This is a genomic window from Desulfosporosinus burensis (genome assembly GCF_054657535.1).
In genome coordinates this window covers 238,157-257,664 of sequence record NZ_BAAHYN010000006.1, presented here as the reverse complement: position 1 = coordinate 257,664, position 19,508 = coordinate 238,157, and the positions used below count along the sequence as shown (strand labels likewise).

Sequence of the window (19,508 nt, the reverse complement as noted above, 5' to 3'; positions counted from 1 at the left end):
TTGTCTTGATATCTCTACAGTTATTATTCTTTTTTTTGAAGATTCTCCCTTTGTAAAATGTGACGAAATAATCTGTAATTAAAGTACAAAATGCACATTAACCTGACCAAGGAGGTATTTATGGAGGATAATTCGATTCTTGCTCGCTATTCCCTAGAGTTAGTAAAAACACTCAGCAAAGGGTCCGACCTGCAAGCCCTAGTCGATCTGGGCTATCAAATGCTAGGCAACCCTTTTACGATCACTGACCTTAGCGTAAAGCTTCTTGCTTCAACCGGCGAAACATTGGTAACCGATGACCCCGTCTGGAACGAGCTTCAGATTAATAATAATTTTATTTTTGAGACCTATTCGTATTATGTTAAGGAAAGCCTCTTTGACGAAATAGCGAAACATGAAGAACCTTTTTACTGGCAGGACCCCTACTGTAAATACCCCAGAATTATCGGAAAAATCCCCATCAACAATCGGAATGTGGCTGTTTTGGTGGCTTGCGCCCATAACCAGGATTTTAGAGAATGCGACAAAGAAATCGTCTCCATCCTTTGCGATGCCTTTTCGATCGAGTTACAAAAAAATAAGTATAATCATTTATCTCAAGGCTTACTGCATCAAAGCTTTCTGCTCGATCTTCTCGATGACAAGTTCAAAGACGAAAGCAAAATCGATGAACGAATAAAGATATTAGGTTTGAGGTTAAAGCGTAAGCTGTTTGTTATATTCTTAGACACACAAAATTTTGACGCAACAAAGTCAACGCTTCCTTTCTTGAGAGAAGAAGTTGAGCTTAAATTAGCGAACGCTAGCGCAGTAATCTATAATAACAACGTTGCAATACTCGCCAGTTGTGAAAATGAAATGCATTTTCTGGAGAATGAATCCAAGGGTTTAAGAGAATTCATTAGTTCGAATAATTTACAAGCAGGAATCAGCCGCTCCTTTACTGACTTAACGGAAGTAAGAGACCATTACTTGGAGTCTGTTGAGGCGTTAAAGCTGGGTAATCTCGTCAAAAAAGAGACTCATTTTTTCCGTTATGCTGATTACCTTATTTATGATCTTATAAATTGTCATCCTGATAGCGAAAACTATAAAAAGTTTCTGCACCGTTCCATGCTCAAACTGATTGACTATGATAAGAAAAACGGCACTGAATTTGTCCACAGCTTTCATATTTATCTCCGCAATTTTAAAAACATCAAGGATTCAGCTACTGCTTTAAATATCCATCGCAACACCATGTTTTATCGGATAGAAAAGATCGAGAGTATCTTAAATGTCGACCTTAACGACGTTGATATTTTGTTTCAGCTATATCTGTCCTATAAAATCTTAGAAATGACGTTGGAGGTTGGGGTCTGAAATCCGAAGTAAAATCAATGGTTTGACTGTGGTAGAGGCTAAAGCGCTGACTCTACAACAAACAAAATGCCCCAGAATATTTCTAGGGCATCATGTCTCAAAAATGTAGTCTTGCTGTTGATACAGTTACAATTTGGTATTGAATCATGTTATGAATCACCATTGTTCTTACCCTTGTTCTTACCCTTTTTCTTTCGCTTTTCCTTTTCGTGGTCCAGCCCCTTTGCTTTGTCCTTTTCCTGGCCCATTTCCACTGTCTTGATCATTATTGTTACCCATAATTTTGAACCCTCCTTAAGTAACCCGAATTATAGAATAGATCCTCAGGTGGTTATTACTCTTCCTCGAGCCGCTTTCTTACCCATTCCCTTGACCTTTTCTAGGTCCAGTCCCTTTTCCTTTTCCTTTTCCGATTTATAAAACCATTCCTTTATAATTATTTTATAACTTCTAATAGGATAACCTAAAATGAAAAAAGGATATTGAACAAGCGAATCGTAAGCTGAGTCGTACGCGGTATGTCTCTGTTATCAATTGGCCCTGTATCGAAAACAGCCATAATTATGCCTCCCTATCAAGTCATATACTATAAATTAGTGTATGTGCGATAGTGAGGATTGGTGTACAAGACCTCCCGGGCAAAACGCTCGAGAGGTCATATTTTGTTAAAACAACAACACCCCGCCCCCCCAAAAACATTCAACTTAAAATAAAAGAATTGGGGTAATCGCAATTCCTTCAGGAGCAACCCCTGCAGGCAGGGTTGCAATTATCGCATTAATAGCCGTATCGAGCAAGCACCCGAACACCAAACACGTCCAGGTCCGCATAAACGTTATCCAGGGCGAAAGAAGAACCGGGTGTACCTAATGGATTAAGGAGAACTAGCTCTACTACATAAAGTGTTTTATTCCCGAATCCATCTCCAGGCGGATTGATATAGTACACTTCAATACCCACAAGCGCAGGCAGGCATCAACTTCCGTTAATTCTTCTGAAATCTTTTGGGAGTTAGGACAATCGCTTGTTATCTCCAGCTTTATCATCTTGCTTCTTCGCGAATTTGATTGACTATCATCGATTACTGCCTTGACATTAATAGTAAAACCACATACCCCAGCGTGAATAATTCCTGTCGCCATCTTAATCCCTCCAACACTTCAATCAGAGTAGGCCTCGATTTTTTCCTCAATGGCACTTCAGATCAAAGAATTTCTCGGCTCCAAGGTCGGCTCCAAAACCAGCCTCTGTCACGAGATAATCCGCCAGTTTGAGACCAATTTTTGTTGCCATTAGACTGTTGCACCCATGAGCAATATTCGCAAACGGCCCACCATGGATAAATACAGGCGTGTTTTCCAGGGTTTGAACGAGATTCGGTTTAATGGCGTCTTTCATGAGAAGTGCCATGGCCCCTTCAGCTTCTAAATCATGGGCGGTTACAGGCTTTCCTTCATAGGTAAAGGCCACGACGATCTTGCCAAACCGTGCTTTAAGATCCATGAGATCAGAGAGAGAGACCTTTCTCTCTCTCGATTTATAAAAGTAAATCTACTTTCCGGGAGTATCGTTCGTTCACTTTTCACGAATATCCGACCCAATTTCTCAGTAATGGTAATTACAATTATCTCGAACTTCTTAGATACACAAATAAAGAATGAACCCCATCATCATTTCCTCATAGCCTTGTATCTTTGGGGCCACGTACGGTATAGTTAGTGACAACATATTCTGATACGGCTCGTAAATTATCAAGGTTAACACTATCCGTAGTAACCGGAATTTTATCGAGGCTAAAGAAATACTTACCGCCAGGTGCCATGATATCGATAATTTCTTTGGCCTTATCAATACATTGCTGCTTCGTTCCTGTTTTTAATAACGTTACAGGATAGAACCCTGTCAGTATATGTTGTTTCCCAAGTTTTTCTTTGACAAGTTTAGGATCTCCATACTCAAACCAAATTCTAGTATTATCTGGCAGTTCGGTTAGATAGTCAAGGTATCTCATCCAGTCCTGTTCAGCAAAGCTTAAGGCTGTAAGTCCAGCTTCTTTTAGTCCCCAGACCATCTTCTTAAATGAAGGCCAATACAGTTTTTCAAAATCCTTCGTTCTTAAATAAGGGGCCATGTGCAACGGGATAAAGGTTGCACCGTACTGTGAGGGAAATGGGTGCATTCCCATTTTAACCATTAAAGGTGTAAGCGCTTCTGCAGCAGCTTCTACTTTCTCGGGAATTCTTCGGACATCCATATTAATCCCTTTAAAGCCTCTTAATTGATCCGCTAAGAAATCAAAGGGTGCCTCACACATTCCAGCCATAAAAGGTATATTAGCATAACCGTACTTTGCCGTTAACTTTCCCGAAACTATAGCAGTATTCATCATTTCATCATGAAACGCCTTAAACTCTTTGGCCAACACAAACGCTTTTTTTTGAATCTGTATCAAGTTCAGCGCACAGCTTTGGTAGTACTTTCTCAACGATACAATCGTATGGCGAAGCAATCATAGCATCATAATCTTCTACAACTAATCCTTCTACCTCCGGATGCTGAAGAAAGCCGTTTGAACCCATCACAAAGTTTCTAGACCCTAATATTTTGTAAACAGAAGGAAATCTAATATTAAATAATGGTATTATGTCAGAAGGGAAATCCTGACAAAGTTTATCGCCAATTTCTTCAAGCATCGTCGTGTTCCACTGAGCTTCCTTTAAATCTTTTCCTGCATATTGGACGGCAAATTCAAGTGGAAGTAAATTGACGAAAGGTACTCTCTTTGGAATCCTTCCTTCATAGAGATCTGTAAATAACTGGTCTCTCTCTTGAGCTAGTGCAGTTATATCGCTCATATTATTTCACCCACCCTTGACAAATTTTGAGTCCTTCCGCAGCGTTGGTTGTGAATGCGTCTGCGCCAACCATCATGCAGGCTGACAAATGATGTATTTCTATTCTTATATGAAGACTATGTATTATTCCATCTCTTCTATATATGCTCCTCTCAGAAGCAATTAAAGGATTTCTGCCATGCTTCCATGTTCAAACTGATGGAATATGACCGCAAAAATAAAACCAATTATGCAAAATCTCTTGATATTTATCTTACTAATAATAAAATATTGGTAAAAACGGCAGATGTTTTGCAGATCCACCGTAAAACCATGGCATCCCGCGTTGAAATGATCGAAGAAATAATGGATGTCGATCTGGATAATCCCAATACCACCCTCCACCTTCTTCTGACTTTTCAAATGCTCAAATTTATAGATAACGACTATACGGAGACAGTAATCATATAAATGAGTTATTTAAGAACTTACGGACGATACGTTCGCATTAGGGTTCATTATAGCCCTGCTGATTATCACCGGAGTACTTGATCTCTGGATATTAAAAGATAGGCTCAGCAGTATTCCTTTACTGTTGAGCCTATCTTCGTATTCGAACCCCACATATAACATAAAGACCTCTATTCTTTTAACGAATAAGTGAAGTTAAATCACCAATATTTGATAAATTAAAGAGCCCACGATCTATTTAGCACCAGGGTATACCCCTAGACAAGTCTACCATTGATATGGAACAAAGTGTCCATGTTAAAAGCCGCCTATTCCTTGGGTTCCTACGAGACCTTTATGGCCTGTATAAGCTAACACATCGGCCTTTAGTCTAACAAAGTCTATAGTTAAGAAACCCGCTAGAAATCCAGCTACAGCATCAGCCACGCGTATTTGCCAACATTGCCCACAAAGGACTGCCCGGCAACTCTTTCCACCATTTGCAAGAATACCCTCCCTGCGTCTAACCAACGAGGGAGGGTATTTCTTCACTTTATGCTTTTCTTACTGTCCAGTTAACTGCGAGAATTGTTGCTCAACCGTTTGGCTGACAGCCCCGTCTCCACCAAAGATGGTAATGCCCCTTTCCTTCACAACCAGCTTTGGCAATTTCCAGAGCCGTATCGACGCTATTTGCTCCTGCTGCTGGCTTCAACTAGAATCAATTGAGAGATGCAATCTCCCATCCTGGCGGTTTCGGACGGCTGTATGAAAGTCAACCTTATCACAATGCAGTCTTTATCGGCTTCGACCGCAAAGGCGCACCGAAATATTCAACCCTCCGTGGAACCACAAACCGGCGCTATATGGGAGAAGCCAACGGCAGTGACAAGCATTTCTCCTTCTCCATTCCCTCACTGGAGGAAAGCACTCCACCCGCCGCACTCATGCAATACCTGAAAGATTTCCCGCAGATCAATGAAATAGCCCTGCACCTGGATAACGACACAGCGGGGCGGCTGGCAGCTATGACAATTCAAGCCATCCTCCCATCCGCTTACATCATTTCCGATGAGCCACCGAAGCGTGGAAAGGACATGAACGATTATTTGAAAATTACTCTAGGATTGCAGCGCCTACAGGAAATTGAAAGGCTGTAACACAATTTGCGATTGATTTCATAGCATGAAATGGGTATAATATGGGTAGGATATTACTACAAGGAGTTGATACCATGCAGATTAAACCATCCGCAAGCATCCGGCAAAATTATAATGAAATTGCGGCTTTATGCAAGTCCTCCGGTGAGCCTGTGTATCTTACCAAAAACGGCGAGGGCGATCTTGTGGTTATGGATATAGATACATTTGCCCGTCGTGAGAAAATGCTAAAGCTGCGTGAAGAGCTGTTGGCGGTTGAGGAAGATCGTCTGGCCGGCCGCGCCGGAACCACACCGGATGAACTGGACAGCTATCTGGAAAGCATTATTGATGAGGTGGAGCATGAAAAAAAAACATCAATATAAGGTGATTGTTTCCGACCGTGCCCGTCAGATGCTGGCGTGCCATGTTCTGTTTTTGGCACAGAAAAGCCCTTCTGCTGCGCGTAAGATAAAAAATGATTTGATGGACGCTATTCGCTCCCTCTCCACCATGCCGGAACGTTTTCCTTTTCTCAACGCGGAATTTATACCGCTCAATAAATACCACAAATTATTCGTGGAAAAGTGGTATCTGATTCTGTATCAGATTAAGGATCAGACAGTGTATGTTAACTATATCGTTGATTGCAGGCAGGATTATGGATGGTTGGTGCGATAGTATTGCACACATGACAGCATATGATGCCGATTGCTATAGAAGGTACTTATGATTTATTCAGTGCATTTATATTATCACAAAATCAATAGTAAAAAAGTCTCAAATAAGTTTGAAGGTTTGGTATTTGCGCAAAGTCAAGAACATAGCCAAAAGGGATAATAAACCTATTTTCCTAAGTATTGGCTATTCCACATGCCACTGGTGGCACAGAGAGTTGATGACCCAGCCTAAGACCGCTGATACCAAGGCTTTAAGATAAACCCCTCCAGAGCAACTAACTTTAAGTCCCTAAAAAAAGAAAAAAGAGAGCAAGGAATTTATTTCCCTGCTCTTTCTCTTTCCCTCGCTTCGCACTGACGCACTATCCTCACAATTGTCTGGGCATATCTTTTCAGTGCTTCCTGTGATGGTCTGTTGGCTCTCACAGTTATTGTACTCATTCTACCATTAATCACTCTTTGCTCTGTTTTTTCATAGCAGTACACCTCTATCACCTCAGAAGTCATGTAGGTAACTGCTAAACTCTGTGACTTACGGTGACAAAACTTCTTATAAATAACCTATGTACGTTATATCTAGTATTAGTTACAGTAAGTTTAATAAAGAACGAAGCGAATAACAACAAAAGAATGGCTCTCAACACAGTGATCACCTAAAATATACCAGAGTGACGCAGTAATTTAATGGACACCGCGAGAGAAGGTTACGAAGAGGAATTTAAGTTAGCCTTACAGGAAGTTCGAGAGGTCGAAGAAGTCATGAAACAACTTAATATAAAGATCACATAAAAAAGTAAGACAGAGGATTTAATTATCCCCTGTCTTTTTATTCCAATATTATCGGATGTGTTATCAGTGTGAAAGCAAGTGCAATCAGTAGTATAGTGAGGGACCTTTTTGCGTCTCCATGGAAATTAGAAAAATATTATCTTTTACGGTTAGTATGTCTTTTTTCTCCGGTGCTCTGCCCGTAACAATGACTTTATATAACGCTCTCGTTCTACATGCCAAGTAGGCAAAATGCCATGAAATATCGTAGGCTGTCCGCAGAGTTCACAGTAGCGAGCATTCCGATCATTCTCATGGCCGGATTGGCATTCATTTTTGTCATTGGCTAATTTGGAATAAACAATGCTCAATATCCCTCTTGTAGTGAAATTATTAACCTCAGTACCACAAATTTTGCAGTATTTCGCACAAGGCGAGAAATGCGTGTTCCCGCAGGTTTTACAGGTGGGAAGGGGTTTTGTTTTGTAAAGGTCAAGCCGTTTAAGGTTATTCACTCTTATAAAAAGTGCCTGACTTGTCACCAAAAACTGTCCAGTAAGACCGGTTATGAAGTTGCATTGTAGAAGAAGATTCTCCGGCATCAGCAAGCGGGCCGCAAATTCGTCGGCTTCCCTCTCTTCATAAAGCCTCTGGGTTTCAGATTTCAGTTCGTAAGGGATAAAAAGGTGCCCAAGAAAGATGTGCCCCAATTCATGAGCCAAGGTAAAATTACAGCGCCGATTCGGAGCGAAATCAAATGAGCCTATCTTCCGGGAGTTGAACATAATACAATAACCGTCTTCCTCGCCAAAATATAAGGCAGCGGCATCAACATTCCCAGAGAGATCGTTGCTCATCTGATAGTCAAGCTTAATTGTGTTGCTGGCTATAATTTTTTTCAGAAGTTTAAAGCAATTAATAGGGTAATGCGTAATATTATAACGCTTACAAAACTCTTTTAGCCTGTTATTTATCATTATAAGGCTGTTTTGCGATAGTCTATCGATTGTTAAATAGTCGGAGTTAAATTTTTTCATAGGCTAAGTATATCATATTTGAACTATGTATTTAACGCTTTTTCTTATGTTCCAAATATTTCTTGGCCATATCTTTCAATACTTCTCTGTCCTCATCAGTCAATTCTCGCGAAACCCGGTAAGCAACATTGGCCCAATCCTCGTCACGCCGGAACATCTCCTTAACACCCCGCCTAACGTCAACGACATTCCCGTCGGAATCCTTGAATACAAGCTCATAAAACTTATCCTGATCGTGTACTTCCTCAATGTACCCGGCCAACTTCATTAAATCCCGGTACTCCACTTGCAGGGCATCTGCCAGGGCACGTAGGGTAGAGGGCGTAGGGTTTGTGCGTTTCCCTGCTTCAATCCGGGATATTTCAGTATTACTAATCCCGCTTTTTTCGGCAAGTTCCCGTTGGGACCATTTTTTTTCAGTGCGTAAATCCGCTAGATATGTACCAACCTTTGTGGGCATATGAAGCACATCCTTTCACCTAAAGTATAAGGCTAGTGTAACCAGCTGTCAACAAAATAATAGATATTTGCCTAAAGTATTGACGAAAAATGTCGTAATATGTTAAAATTCAAAGTGTCACCACGAGACAAACATAAGGAGCGAATGTCAATCATGGTGCCAATCAAAAACTATATTTAGAAACTGGTTAATGAGCGGAGTTGGACGCAAACAGAATTTGCCGAAAGGTTAGGAATGTCAAGGGCAGAGGTTAATCGGTTCTTCAATGGGAAGAGGAAAGGTGGCACGAAATTAGCGGGTAATATTATTAGGGTCTTTCCAACTGAACCATTAGAAAGATTATTTTTTTTTAGACAGAGTGGTGCCTGAAGGCAAAGGTGAAAATATTGTTTGCAAAATAAGTAAAGAGAGACAACTAATATGAATTGCATAAGCTTTTTGCTTTGTATTCATGTATAATCATCAATGTTAGTTGTTGTTCGGAATTATTTTAAATTAGAAAGAGGGTCAGATAGCATTGGTAAAAGTATCTTTAGCAGAAATATTGGAGAATGAAGAAATGATCCGCAACAACAAAATTAAAAGAGTCAAGAGTAAAAAACCATGTCGGTGTTCTTGTAGATATTTTAAAACTAGGTGTTGCCATTTACTATCTGTAAAAGGTAAAGTCTAACAGCGCTAACAGCATAATTCAACTTAAATAGTTGAAAAAAAGAAGCAGTCAGGATGTTTAGTCCCAACTGCTTTTTTATTTGCTTGTTTATTGAATTTTGCCGATATACTTCAAGACTTCCAGAGTGGTATCATCCCTGTCATACCCTTTAACAACTGTCTTAACCGCAGGATTAAAAGTACCACCGCCAACACCAATAGGAGTCTCGACAAAGCTATAATCAAAAGCAGTAACCTGTGAAGCGTCAAGCGTAGGACACTGTAAGAACTCAGCCAATCTCTCAGCACCCCTCTTGTCAATTGGGTTATTGTAGACTACCAGATACTTCAATTTCTTAACTACTTCCACAGTCTTTTCTACAACCTTTTCCACAATCTTCTCTACAGGCACTTCCACGATTTTCTCAACTATCTTCTCTACTACTTGCGGAGCAGGAATCGGTGTAGGTGTGAAATCGACATATTGAGCAGACACCCAACCAGTATTTCCACTGTAAGATATCTGATACCAGCCATTAGTTTGAGCCAGTACCGGACAGGTCGTGCCATTGGGTACACTGACTAAGACTGTAGCAGAAGTGTTAGGTTCTTGTCTCATATTCAATCCGATGTTAGCTGTGATGACCGCAGTTCCAATTGTATTTGCCACAGTCGTTTGACCTCCCACTCTCTTTTTAAATTCATCCCACTTTGCCCAGTTATTAGCTGACATAGTGGCAGGACAGTTCTTTCTGCTTGCGTCATAGTGCCGAACTACATGAGCCAGATCAATTCCGAATCTCTTCATCAGGTGTTTGACCAAATCGACTGCATTACTGACAGCCATTTCGTAGTTACCATCTGAGTTAATACAGATTTCTACACCGATACTGTTAGCATTGGTGATACTGTATTTACCGCCACCATCACCGCAATGCCAACTATTCTTAGTAGGATCAACTGTCTCAGTGATGGAGTCCTTATCGACAAAGTAGTGAGCAGAAGCGTTCCTTACTGCCCCATCAAAATACTTATAATGAGAAATATCATCAGCACCCCGACCTGTGTTCCCAGTATCATGAACCACGATGTAGGTCTTCTTTATACCAGTCGTAGAAAAGTTATATCTGATGTGCTTTATATCAATCGGCAACATACTGAAAACCCCCTTCTAATAAACTCTTTTTGCTGTGACAAACCGTGACTTCCAGTAAGAATTGATTGTGACCACAGCAACCCCTGTACTTGACTGAGAACCGATGAACTGCCCATTTCCGATATAGATGGCAACGTGATCGACAATCCCATTTTGGGCAAACGAGAAGAATATCAGATCGCCAGCTTGCAGATTCGCGTAAGCTACTGTGCCTCCCATTGTGGCTTGATCTCTGCTGACTCGGAGGATATTGATCCCCTGTGCCTTAAAGACATATTGGGTAAAGCCAGAGCAGTCAAAACCAGCAGTAGTTGTTCCACCCCACTGGTACTTGACACCGATTACACTTTTTCCTTTGGCGATTATTCCAGCAGTGGTTAATGCTCTGCGTGTCTGCGATCCTACTACTCCATCAACAGTTAATCCTCGATCCTTTTGGAAGTTAATTACAGCACTCTTTGTCTTATTGCCGAATACACCGTCAACAGTTCCAACGGAATAACCCAGCATATTTAGGTCTGTCTGTAACACCTTTACTTCACTGCCACCTGAGCCATATTTAAGAAGAGTTGAAGCGTTTGTAGTGGTCGCAGTGAGTAGGATGAATACCGAGATAAGAACAAAGATGAAACCAACCTTTTTCACCAGATCACACCCCTTTTTGCACAAATAAATAGAGAGCCAATGACCTAAGAAGTCCTGACTCTCTGTGATAATCTCTACCTTTCCAGTTATTCTCCCTTAGTATTTTCCTGTTTAGGAGTATCAAGTGCAGTAGACTTTGCAAAGTAGAAGGCAATAACAGTGGTCACAACATACTCAACCAGCTTCATGTCGATCCTGCCCATCAGTGCTAGGGCAATAAATAAAGCAGTAATAGCAAGAGCGATAATCTTCCGTACTTCAATAAGATTCATTAACTTTTTCATTATTGTTTCATCCCTTCTAATTCCATAATTTTTGCTTTTAAGCTGATAACCTCTTCAACAAGTAGCTGATTCTTTTCAGTTAAATCTCTGATCTCAGTCTTTAACTCTGCTAACTCAGCTTTGTAACTTTCAAGCAAATTCTGTAGCTGTTTGTCAACATAAGCTTCTCTTTGTTTGTAAAGATCAGCAGACTCTTTCTTTAAACCTGTTTGGTATGCTATAAATCCTGTAAACACAGAACCGATTACACCCCAAACAGCAGGATTTCCGAGGAGTGAATTAAAATCCATACTTGTTCCTCCTATTTGTTTGTTCGGGCGGTAAAAAGCACCCCCACAGGTTCATCCTCTAACCTTGGTAAACTAAGGAAATACAACACAACATATAGATAAAAAAATAAAAGAGGAGAATTTAATCTCCCCTCTTACCACATTATTGACCTTTTTGAACTTCAATCTCTTTTTGAAGTGTCTCGATCTGAACGTCCTTAACTGCCAGTTGAAATGATAACTGCTTAATTTGCTCTGCTAACTTATCCATAACGCTATTTACATCAACATTCATTAGTTATTTTCCTCCTTGTTCTGTTCCTTTTCATTATCCCTCTTGGCTTTTATCTGAAAATTAACAGGTGCTTCTGGGTATGTCGGCTTGTGGATATTCTCATCATGGTCAGCAATAACAGGAGTAGATTTAGCTGTAACCTGTACCTTCTTGTCCCTACCTTTAGCTACCTTATCCTCAACAAAAGTATTCCAATCTTGGAAGTCCTTATCATTAACTCCTAAAGAAGCCAATGCCTTACGGATTAACTTTATTTCATCTTCAATAGAATACTGTTTGGCAACTTCCGCACTCGTCTGTTTGTCAACCTCCGCGAGTCTCTCTGTATCGTCATAACCTAAATGGTAAAGCTTTACCCTATTCTTTCCCATACTGGTTTACCCTCCTCGAACGGTGTTTCATATAACCTATCTGCTACAAACCCTCTAACAAAAATGTCGATAGTGGTTAAATCAGAGCAGTTAGGAGGAACCCAGAAGTTTGCAAGGAGAACTATAGCAGTTGCAACCAACGGAGGTTGTTCTACATAATTTCGTGCTATAACTACATGGATAGGTTCTACACTGTCAGGTTGTAGGGTTATGCACACATTCTGCTCCACATCACTCACAGGTATTTCAATACTTACTGCCTCTGAAGTAATGTCACTGCCATATGACCCTGACCCAATAATGAGACCCATAGGATTAGAGGGGTCGTGACTAACCACAAACCCCTGTCCTTCAGGTCTACAAATTCTCCGTAAATACATCAACTCACATGACCTCCTTCTTATACGAACGCGAATAACGCTATATTGATATAACCAGACTGTGTTCCAGCGAAGTAGGTTGCAGTTGTTGTTGCCCCTGCTGTGGCTTTACAGGCTACTGCTGTGTCCCTTCCACATGCTACTGCCTCATATGCCCCTGCGACATCAGGGTGGTCGTAATAAACAGTAGCACCATTCGTACAATACACCTGTGCATGTGCGATTGCAGGCCCGCGACCAGATACGTTTAGGTTTCTAATGGCATAACCATCGTTTCCACCAACTTGTAGCTTGATAGCTGCGTCATAAATAGCGTCATTAGCACTACCACTAAATGAAGCCATTGATACACCCTTACCGTTCATGATCTTTGTAGTGACGAAGTTGGTAGTACCACCACTCGTTCCTCTGTAGGAAAGATACAATGTAGTACCAGAGTTACACCAAATTTCATTACTTCTACCAACACCCACACCATTTATTACGCTATCTCCACTATTTACAACTAAAGACGCACATTTCAAATTTCCACTATTATCAACTCCAAAGGGAGCGTTTGCATAACCAGCACCATCACCTGTTTGAATCGTTCCATGGACAATAAAATCGGCTTCATCATAAGTTCCACTGAAATAAACACTTCCACGATACGCCACATTATTACTGCTGTTTACATTCCAGAAAAGAGTGTCGTATTCCGAGCCACTAATCCCAGGGTTTGCAGGGGTTGCTACAATAGTGGAACTACCGATTGATGTGCTACATTTCCAAGTGAGTCTCGGATTAGAAGGTGAATCAGAAGCACCAATAATACCCAGATTTGTACTGGCATTGATCGTTACACCATTGATCGTACCACCTGATATTAAATCCGCAGAAATCGTTCCAGTAGTGATACTGTTACCACTGATGGTTGTCCCATCTACTATTCTTCCCTTGACCCCTACTCCACTGATCTCCATGTCGTAGAAGAAATAATAATACGTGGGAGAACTATAATAACTAACTTGGAAGCTACCACCATCGTAAGGGAATGCCACACCCACGTTGTTTCTCCACAGTTTTGAGGTTGTGGTTACTCCATTGAGCCTGTAAGTTCCTGCTACGCTGGGGTCAAGTACCCAGTCTAAATTCAGGATATTCTCCCCAACCACAAGAGAGAAGTTTTTAGTAGCGACCAATGCACCAGAACCATTATTATATAGGTTGACATCCATTGAACCAACGACATCGGCATATACCTTGCATTTACCTAAATGGATAACTTCTATAACAGTGAGCAGTAAGCTGTGCGTTGTTCCTGTCAGATACCCACCATTTACAAGTCCAGAAGGACATGGAGCAACTACATGAGTTCCCACTGTTTGAATTATTCCAGCAGTTAATTTATCAGCAGTAATTGCACCTGAAGCGATTTCCGTTGCTGTGATCGTACCAGCCATAATCTCATTAGCTGTGATCGTACCAGAAGCTATCTGAGAAGCTGTAATTGTATTTGAAGCAATCTCATTAGCTGTGATAGTGGCAGAAGCAATTTCCCTAGCAGTAATAGCGTCCACTACCAATTTGTCACCAGTTATGGTACTTGCGAATATCTTGTCATTTGTTACAGCATTTGTGGCAATTTTAGTTCCATCTACAGCACCATCAGCAATACGCTGTCCATTTATAGTACCAGCAGTAATGTTATTCGCATTAAGATTGTTTACGTTAATTACCCCAGCGTCAATAGTTCCAGCAGTAATCTTGGAAGCAGTCAATCCAACGATCTTAGCGTCAGTAATTGAACCATCTGCTATCTGTGCTGTTTCTATTGCTCCTGTACCTATTAGAGCAGTGGTTATAGCTCCTGTAGCGATCTTGGCAGTTGTGATTGTCGCGTCTGCAATATCCGCAGAAGTCACTACTAATTTATCAGCAGAAACTCTATCTATCTTAGCGTTAGTTATAGAAGCGTCAACTATCTTAGCAGTATCCACAGCCAAGTCAGCTATCTTAGCAGTGGTAATCTGAGCGTCAGCTATCTTTGCATTGTTAATACTAGCGTCCTGTATATGAGCAGTTCCTACAGCCAATGCAACGATCTTGGCATTGGTTATAGAAGCGTCAGCAATCTTAGCATTGTCCACAGCCAAGTCATCTATCTTTGCAGTTGTAATGGAAGCGTCTTCAATCCTTGCTGTGCCAATGATTGCAGTGTTAGCAGTTATAACATCAGCATTAAGGACAGCCACATCATTAACAAGCTGTGCTAACCCACTGCCCATTTTCATTACACTACCAGAACTACTAACAAGTCCAGCAAAATTACTGGTAGCTGAAACTATTGACTTAACAAAATTACCCAGTTCGAGGACAGTATCTCCGACATTCAACAGATCAACTTCTCTGGAAATGATATGGGTAGTTACTACATAGTCAAACAAAAAAGACCTGTCAACAACCGTTACGATGTCTCCAAGTCTTACCAATAAGTCCATATCGTTTGTGTAGTCATAACCAGATAAGGCGAACAGATCAATGACCTTCATCTTGTAATTTATCATCGGAGCATTTATTAGCTGTAGCTGATTCCATGCGTCCTGTATCAGATCGGCAGGATCAGTGATGTTGGTGTTCTGATAGTAAACATACCGAGGATACTTAGTGCCAGCAGGGTTACTGAATCCCCAAAGATTGGTAGCTGTATCGTCCACCAGATAATCCTGACCATTCGGCTTATTCGCAGGATTGGTAGGAGTTGTCCAAGTGACACCTGTGATCGTAATCGGTGGAGTGTCTTTGGGTGAGTTTGCAGGGACACCGCCAACTGGGATTATCGCGGTCTTGACATCTGTGCTATCTATAACCCTTTCTACAGAAGCAATATTGTGGTTATAGTCGAACACCATACCACGGTCATCACCAATCTCAGCCTTCATAGTGACATATCTTTGTTGAATTGCACCATCATAGTAGTAAATCTCGAACTTCAAGTGCAGACCATATTCACTGGCAATCATCTGTAAAACTTCAAGCACAGATTTATTCTTTGTTTCCTGTGGGAACTTGATGTGAGGTGGATCGTCAGGAGCGTCAGGATTTATTGCCCATCGTGTACCTGATAACACCTGAGTCATTTTAGAAAGGACACTGTACTCATCGCCCTTCAATTCAATCCTACACACATTGTCGATTAGTTCTAGTGCATAATCCTCGCAGTAGACCGACATTGTTCTCTTGTGTAGATCGTCAGAAACTACTATCTCTTTTATTACAAAGAATCTCCAGCCATAAAGCAGATCATCTCTAAACCCAATTATATTTTCTTCCTTGACATACAAGGCAGTATCCACCGTAATTGCAATTTCCATATTTAAAGTAGGCAGACCATCTACTGTCTCTTTAAGCTTTGCCGACATAACCGTAGCACTATCATAGCCACTGCTCGTCAACATAATCTGAGGTATTTCCTGCCTATCCATAACTACAAAATCCAAGGTCTCTCACTTCCTTTCTTATAGGAAATACTCTGTACAGCTAACTTCTAAAGTACAGTCGGGGTTAAAATTCCAGTCGATAGTGTACGCTCCTCTCTTTGGAAAGTTTATCCATTCAGTAAAATTAAGAAGAACGTCCTGCATAGACGTTCCAGTTGTCGAGGTTATCCTTCTTTTTTCACAGTCGATGTAATTATTACCAAAACTCATAAACTGTTTCATCTTCAGCCTGTCACCTGTTTCTTGAACAGTCATTGACCAATCATCTGCTTCAACGACAGAGTAGTTCGGGTGATAATAGATATAAGCACTGGATGGAGCAGTACCATTGTAGTACACTGTGACTGTCTTTAGTCCGTAATCGACAGTAGCTATATTGCCATGAATTGCCCCTCTTGCTACTCCTGATGGTACGATAAACTCAATCTCACCTTCACCAGCAAACAGCAAGTCAGTGATGTCAACTGAGTTATTAACAATAGCGTCATAGTAGACATTGGGATCATCTGAAAACCACAGCTCACTCGGCTTAAACTGATTACCCATTAGCCACTCACCCAATGCCCTTACCATGCTTGCCAGCTCCCCAGAATTCTCAGGAACAATTATGACCTTCAGCTTTATCCGCTTAGCACCTAAAGTAGTACCAGTGTGAATACCACCGATACCACCAGTCTTTGGAATAATATTAGTGGAAACAGAGGCGAGAGCAGAGATATCCACTGCTCTCACTTTTACATAGTTCGGTATATCTAACCCATTAAAGGTTACATTAAACACTATCTACCACTCCTTCCTAACCTTCTGCTTTCCCTTTGTTGTTCCTTATAGAGAGCCTGTCCGATCTTTTCAATGTCAGCTTCTTCTCTTATTACTACATTACCGTTCATGTTGATTACAACACCATTCCCTGCACTATTTCCATTTTTTTCAAGATCAGGCATATATTCGGCTACTTTAGCACCGAGCATTGACATTGTTCGGCTGTTAGTTAATGGGAGAACAGCTTCCGACCCTGCTTCACCGACACCGATAACAGAAGCACCATTGAACAGACCACCCTTTTTGTACCAATCAACTCCCAGTTTAGGAGCAGATATATTAGGTGGAGTCAAGTCCCAGCTACCAGAAATGGAGATATGCGGAAGTTTAAAAGCACTCTTTACCCCTGACCATGCCGATTTAATCCCTTCAACAAAGTTATCAAACTTGCTCTTAGCACCGTCCCACACACTGTCCCACGTAGCTTTAACATCATTGATTACAGATTTGACAGTCTCCATCACAGGAGTTGCTACACTATTCCAAGCAGATTTAAGAGCAGTAACGAACGCAGTCCACTTGGCTTTAATTGCGTCTACAGTCGTTGCCCACCAGTCCTTAACAGAAGTGATACCTGACTTCATACCATCCACAACAGGAACTACTTCCTCTTCGTAACCAGTGGTTACAGCACCAGACAACTCTGCCCATTTTGCTTTGAAAGCATTGATAGTGGCTACGATATAGTTGTTGTACATATCAGAGAAAAACTGCCCGATGGAAGTGAAGGTATCGCTGATTGCAGTACCGACAGGAGCGATCACATTGCTGTATAACCACTGCCACTTCTCAGCCAACCAATCAATAGCCATAATAATTAACTGTTCAATCGCCCAGACAATCAGTTCACCAACCGCAACAAAGAACCCACCGACATACTGTAGGAGAGGGAGGATTAAGTCCTTCCATACATAAGAGATAAACCAGCCAACCGCAGACATTACCGACATTACAGATTTTCCGAATCCGACAACTACACCAGACACGGAGTTGAATACACCCTTTGCTTTGTCAACGACAGGAGTTACTTTATTCTCAAACACACCAGTAATCCCTGCCCAAATCCCTGCAAAGAATCCAGTTATTGAATTCCATGCTGACGAAGCAACTTTCTTGATATATTCCCACTCGTTAGCAAGCCAAGCACTAATACCTTCCCAAGCTTTTACCGTGAATGCTTTAATTTCATCCCAGTATTTAACAACCAAGAATACAGCTACCGCGATCCCTACAATAATTGCAATAAGCCATCCCACCGAGATACCGATAGCAGTAGCAACAGTTGTCATAAATCCCATGACCGCAGAACCAATTGTAACTAAGAAAGATTGTATCTGAATTGCCCAAACACCGATCCGTGTAGGCAGTAGCAACAGTTCCTTACCGAACCACTTGAACCCAGTAATCATCAGTCCGAAACCCTTACCAGCAAAAGCAAACAGCTTAAACAGCCTACCAAATGCTTCTATAGTAGCACCGAGGTACATGATCAGTGGGGGAATAACAATAAGTCCGAGTGCTACCTTTGACCAGAATATTATTTGCTCGTCTGACATACCGTCTAGCTTCTTGGCAAGTTCATTTAACTTTCCCATAAAGTCCAACACTGCTGGCTCTACAACAATATAGAATTTCTCAGCAAAATCATTAAAGGTCTGTTTTAAGTTTGCCAAACTGTTCTGGTAGCTGACTGCTTCTCTAGTTGCTTGTCCTTGAGCCTGTGCTGTCTGCTTAGTAGCCAGTGCATACAGGACATTAGCCTTGGTAGCAGAGTCTAACGCGGAATACTGACCTTTAATACCCATTGTCAACATCTGTGCTTTTAGCTGTGTTTCACCCATGAAGATACCCAGTGTCTCAACAGCGTCAGCTTCACCACGGAGACCAGACTTCATCCTGTCAGCAGCGTCTTCAATCGAAACATCATTAAATGCCGCGAGATCAAGAGTCATCTTTGTCCATTTAGTACTGAAGTCCAATGCTTCCTGGCCTGTTAAACCAAAAGCACCAGCCATCTTAGCGAAGCCTAGGTTAGTCTTGTCGATGATCCCCGAACTGAGACCAACCGACTTACTTAATTCCTTTGACCAAGCCTGTGCTTCATCGGTCATATCACCGAACACTACTTTAAATGTCTGGTGCATTGCCTTCATTGACGAACCAGTTTCGATCAGTTTCTTACCTAGTGCAGCCAGTGGAAGTGATATACCTACTGTAGCGTTCTGCCCAATGCTGTACATGTTCTGTCCAACTTCTTGAATCGTGTGGCCCATTCGGTATAACCTTGAGGATACGGTGTTCACAGTAGCACCGACATGGGTTAAGGATTGGTTAAGCTGACTTAAAGCACCAACTGCCGAGCCAGTATTAGCGTCAACCTGTATATTCACATTGCTATCTGCCATTTATTTCCCTTCCTTTCTCCT

At 41.3% G+C, this 19,508-nt stretch carries 22 protein-coding genes and 3 pseudogenes; 8 read left to right on the top strand and 17 right to left on the bottom strand.

Features of this window, described 5'->3' with window-relative positions; translation table 11 throughout:
- Positions 1 to 120: 120 nt before the first annotated feature.
- Positions 121 to 1,362 carry a PucR family transcriptional regulator gene (locus tag ACYQ3Q_RS12810; RefSeq protein ID WP_459928924.1) on the top strand — a complete coding sequence of 414 codons (1,242 nt, stop codon included), beginning with the start codon at positions 121 to 123 and terminating at the stop codon, positions 1,360 to 1,362.
- Positions 1,363 to 2,255: 893 nt separating this feature from the next.
- On the opposite strand, the gene ACYQ3Q_RS12805 is transcribed toward ACYQ3Q_RS12810, so the two are convergent.
- The 4 genes and pseudogenes from ACYQ3Q_RS12805 to ACYQ3Q_RS12790 form a co-directional block, all read right to left on the bottom strand.
- A complete protein-coding gene (locus ACYQ3Q_RS12805; protein WP_459928923.1) occupies positions 2,256 to 2,504 on the bottom strand; it encodes a DUF6951 family protein in 249 nt (82 codons plus the stop codon).
- Between the two features lie 52 nt (positions 2,505 to 2,556).
- Positions 2,557 to 2,871, bottom strand: a pseudogene (locus ACYQ3Q_RS12800) (formate--tetrahydrofolate ligase); the annotation flags it as partial.
- A gap of 169 nt (positions 2,872 to 3,040) precedes the next feature.
- Positions 3,041 to 4,217 (bottom strand): annotated as a pseudogene (locus ACYQ3Q_RS12795) (uroporphyrinogen decarboxylase family protein).
- Position 4,218: 1 nt separating this feature from the next.
- Positions 4,219 to 4,299 (bottom strand): annotated as a pseudogene (locus ACYQ3Q_RS12790) (cobalamin B12-binding domain-containing protein); the annotation flags it as partial.
- Positions 4,300 to 4,403: 104 nt separating this feature from the next.
- Between ACYQ3Q_RS12790 and ACYQ3Q_RS12785 the strand changes: the two are divergent.
- Entirely contained in the window at positions 4,404 to 4,667 is a 264-nt protein-coding gene (locus ACYQ3Q_RS12785) for a helix-turn-helix domain-containing protein (protein ID WP_459928922.1), read from the top strand.
- Positions 4,668 to 4,964: 297 nt separating this feature from the next.
- Here the strand turns inward: ACYQ3Q_RS12785 and ACYQ3Q_RS12780 are convergent, their stop codons facing one another.
- On the bottom strand, positions 4,965 to 5,177 hold the full coding sequence (locus tag ACYQ3Q_RS12780; protein ID WP_459928921.1) for a hypothetical protein: 213 nt from the start codon (positions 5,175 to 5,177) through the stop codon (positions 4,965 to 4,967).
- A 194-nt stretch (positions 5,178 to 5,371) separates the two neighbouring features.
- On the opposite strand from ACYQ3Q_RS12780, the gene ACYQ3Q_RS12775 reads away from it, so the two are divergent.
- The 4 genes from ACYQ3Q_RS12775 (at position 5,372) to ACYQ3Q_RS12760 (ending at position 6,725) form a co-directional block, all read left to right on the top strand.
- On the top strand, positions 5,372 to 5,806 hold the full coding sequence (locus tag ACYQ3Q_RS12775) for a DUF3991 domain-containing protein (RefSeq protein ID WP_459928920.1): 435 nt from the start codon (positions 5,372 to 5,374) through the stop codon (positions 5,804 to 5,806).
- 74 nt (positions 5,807 to 5,880) lie between these two features.
- On the top strand, positions 5,881 to 6,171 hold the full coding sequence (locus tag ACYQ3Q_RS12770; RefSeq protein ID WP_459928919.1) for a type II toxin-antitoxin system prevent-host-death family antitoxin: 291 nt from the start codon (positions 5,881 to 5,883) through the stop codon (positions 6,169 to 6,171).
- Entirely contained in the window at positions 6,149 to 6,466 is a 318-nt protein-coding gene (locus tag ACYQ3Q_RS12765) for a type II toxin-antitoxin system RelE/ParE family toxin (RefSeq protein WP_459928918.1), read from the top strand. The genes ACYQ3Q_RS12770 and ACYQ3Q_RS12765 overlap by 23 nt, the downstream gene beginning before the upstream one ends.
- A 109-nt stretch (positions 6,467 to 6,575) precedes the next feature.
- On the top strand, positions 6,576 to 6,725 hold the full coding sequence (locus tag ACYQ3Q_RS12760) for a DUF255 domain-containing protein (protein ID WP_459928917.1): 150 nt from the start codon (positions 6,576 to 6,578) through the stop codon (positions 6,723 to 6,725).
- Between the two features lie 678 nt (positions 6,726 to 7,403).
- On the opposite strand, the gene ACYQ3Q_RS12755 is transcribed toward ACYQ3Q_RS12760, so the two are convergent.
- Together ACYQ3Q_RS12755 and ACYQ3Q_RS12750 are read right to left on the bottom strand one after the other, a co-directional pair.
- Positions 7,404 to 8,090, bottom strand: coding sequence for an ImmA/IrrE family metallo-endopeptidase (locus tag ACYQ3Q_RS12755; protein ID WP_459928916.1), 687 nt, complete (start codon positions 8,088 to 8,090; stop codon positions 7,404 to 7,406).
- 211 nt (positions 8,091 to 8,301) lie between these two features.
- On the bottom strand, positions 8,302 to 8,730 hold the full coding sequence (locus ACYQ3Q_RS12750) for a helix-turn-helix domain-containing protein (protein WP_459928915.1): 429 nt from the start codon (positions 8,728 to 8,730) through the stop codon (positions 8,302 to 8,304).
- A gap of 183 nt (positions 8,731 to 8,913) precedes the next feature.
- Here ACYQ3Q_RS12750 and ACYQ3Q_RS12745 point away from each other — a divergent pair, with 183 nt between their 5' ends.
- Together ACYQ3Q_RS12745 and ACYQ3Q_RS12740 are read left to right on the top strand one after the other, a co-directional pair.
- Entirely contained in the window at positions 8,914 to 9,099 is a 186-nt protein-coding gene (locus tag ACYQ3Q_RS12745) for a helix-turn-helix domain-containing protein (protein WP_459929036.1), read from the top strand.
- 190 nt (positions 9,100 to 9,289) lie between these two features.
- Positions 9,290 to 9,403 carry an SWIM zinc finger family protein gene (locus ACYQ3Q_RS12740; protein WP_459928914.1) on the top strand — a complete coding sequence of 38 codons (114 nt, stop codon included), beginning with the start codon at positions 9,290 to 9,292 and terminating at the stop codon, positions 9,401 to 9,403.
- Positions 9,404 to 9,490: 87 nt separating this feature from the next.
- Here ACYQ3Q_RS12740 and ACYQ3Q_RS12735 read toward each other — a convergent pair whose 3' ends face one another.
- The 10 genes from ACYQ3Q_RS12735 to ACYQ3Q_RS12690 all read right to left on the bottom strand — a co-directional run bounded on the left by ACYQ3Q_RS12735 (position 9,491) and on the right by ACYQ3Q_RS12690 (position 19,487).
- Positions 9,491 to 10,537, bottom strand: coding sequence for an N-acetylmuramoyl-L-alanine amidase (locus tag ACYQ3Q_RS12735; RefSeq protein WP_459928913.1), 1,047 nt, complete (start codon positions 10,535 to 10,537; stop codon positions 9,491 to 9,493).
- Between the two features lie 15 nt (positions 10,538 to 10,552).
- Complete coding sequence (locus ACYQ3Q_RS12730) at positions 10,553 to 11,182, bottom strand: C40 family peptidase (RefSeq protein WP_459928912.1); 630 nt, start codon at positions 11,180 to 11,182, stop codon at positions 10,553 to 10,555.
- Between the two features lie 86 nt (positions 11,183 to 11,268).
- Positions 11,269 to 11,466 (bottom strand): hypothetical protein, encoded by a 198-nt coding sequence (locus ACYQ3Q_RS12725; protein ID WP_459928911.1) that lies wholly within the window; start codon positions 11,464 to 11,466, stop codon positions 11,269 to 11,271.
- Positions 11,466 to 11,756, bottom strand: coding sequence for a hypothetical protein (locus ACYQ3Q_RS12720; RefSeq protein WP_459928910.1), 291 nt, complete (start codon positions 11,754 to 11,756; stop codon positions 11,466 to 11,468). The genes ACYQ3Q_RS12725 and ACYQ3Q_RS12720 overlap by 1 nt, the downstream gene beginning before the upstream one ends.
- 142 nt (positions 11,757 to 11,898) lie before the next feature.
- Positions 11,899 to 12,030 carry a hypothetical protein gene (locus ACYQ3Q_RS12715; RefSeq protein ID WP_459928909.1) on the bottom strand — a complete coding sequence of 44 codons (132 nt, stop codon included), beginning with the start codon at positions 12,028 to 12,030 and terminating at the stop codon, positions 11,899 to 11,901.
- Positions 12,030 to 12,401: a hypothetical protein gene (locus ACYQ3Q_RS12710; RefSeq protein WP_459928908.1), complete on the bottom strand. Its 372-nt coding sequence runs from the start codon at positions 12,399 to 12,401 to the stop codon at positions 12,030 to 12,032. The genes ACYQ3Q_RS12715 and ACYQ3Q_RS12710 overlap by 1 nt, the downstream gene beginning before the upstream one ends.
- The gene (locus tag ACYQ3Q_RS12705) at positions 12,383 to 12,784 is read right to left on the bottom strand and encodes a hypothetical protein (protein ID WP_459928907.1); all 402 of its coding nucleotides are present in this window, start codon (positions 12,782 to 12,784) and stop codon (positions 12,383 to 12,385) included. Before ACYQ3Q_RS12705 ends, ACYQ3Q_RS12710 begins: the two co-directional genes overlap by 19 nt.
- Positions 12,785 to 12,801: 17 nt before the next feature.
- A complete protein-coding gene (locus tag ACYQ3Q_RS12700; protein WP_459928906.1) occupies positions 12,802 to 16,260 on the bottom strand; it encodes a phage tail spike protein in 3,459 nt (1,152 codons plus the stop codon).
- Between the two features lie 18 nt (positions 16,261 to 16,278).
- A complete protein-coding gene (locus ACYQ3Q_RS12695) occupies positions 16,279 to 17,040 on the bottom strand; it encodes a distal tail protein Dit (RefSeq protein ID WP_459928905.1) in 762 nt (253 codons plus the stop codon).
- The gene (locus tag ACYQ3Q_RS12690; RefSeq protein WP_459928904.1) at positions 17,040 to 19,487 is read right to left on the bottom strand and encodes a phage tail tape measure protein; all 2,448 of its coding nucleotides are present in this window, start codon (positions 19,485 to 19,487) and stop codon (positions 17,040 to 17,042) included. The genes ACYQ3Q_RS12695 and ACYQ3Q_RS12690 overlap by 1 nt, the downstream gene beginning before the upstream one ends.
- Positions 19,488 to 19,508: the final 21 nt, after the last annotated feature.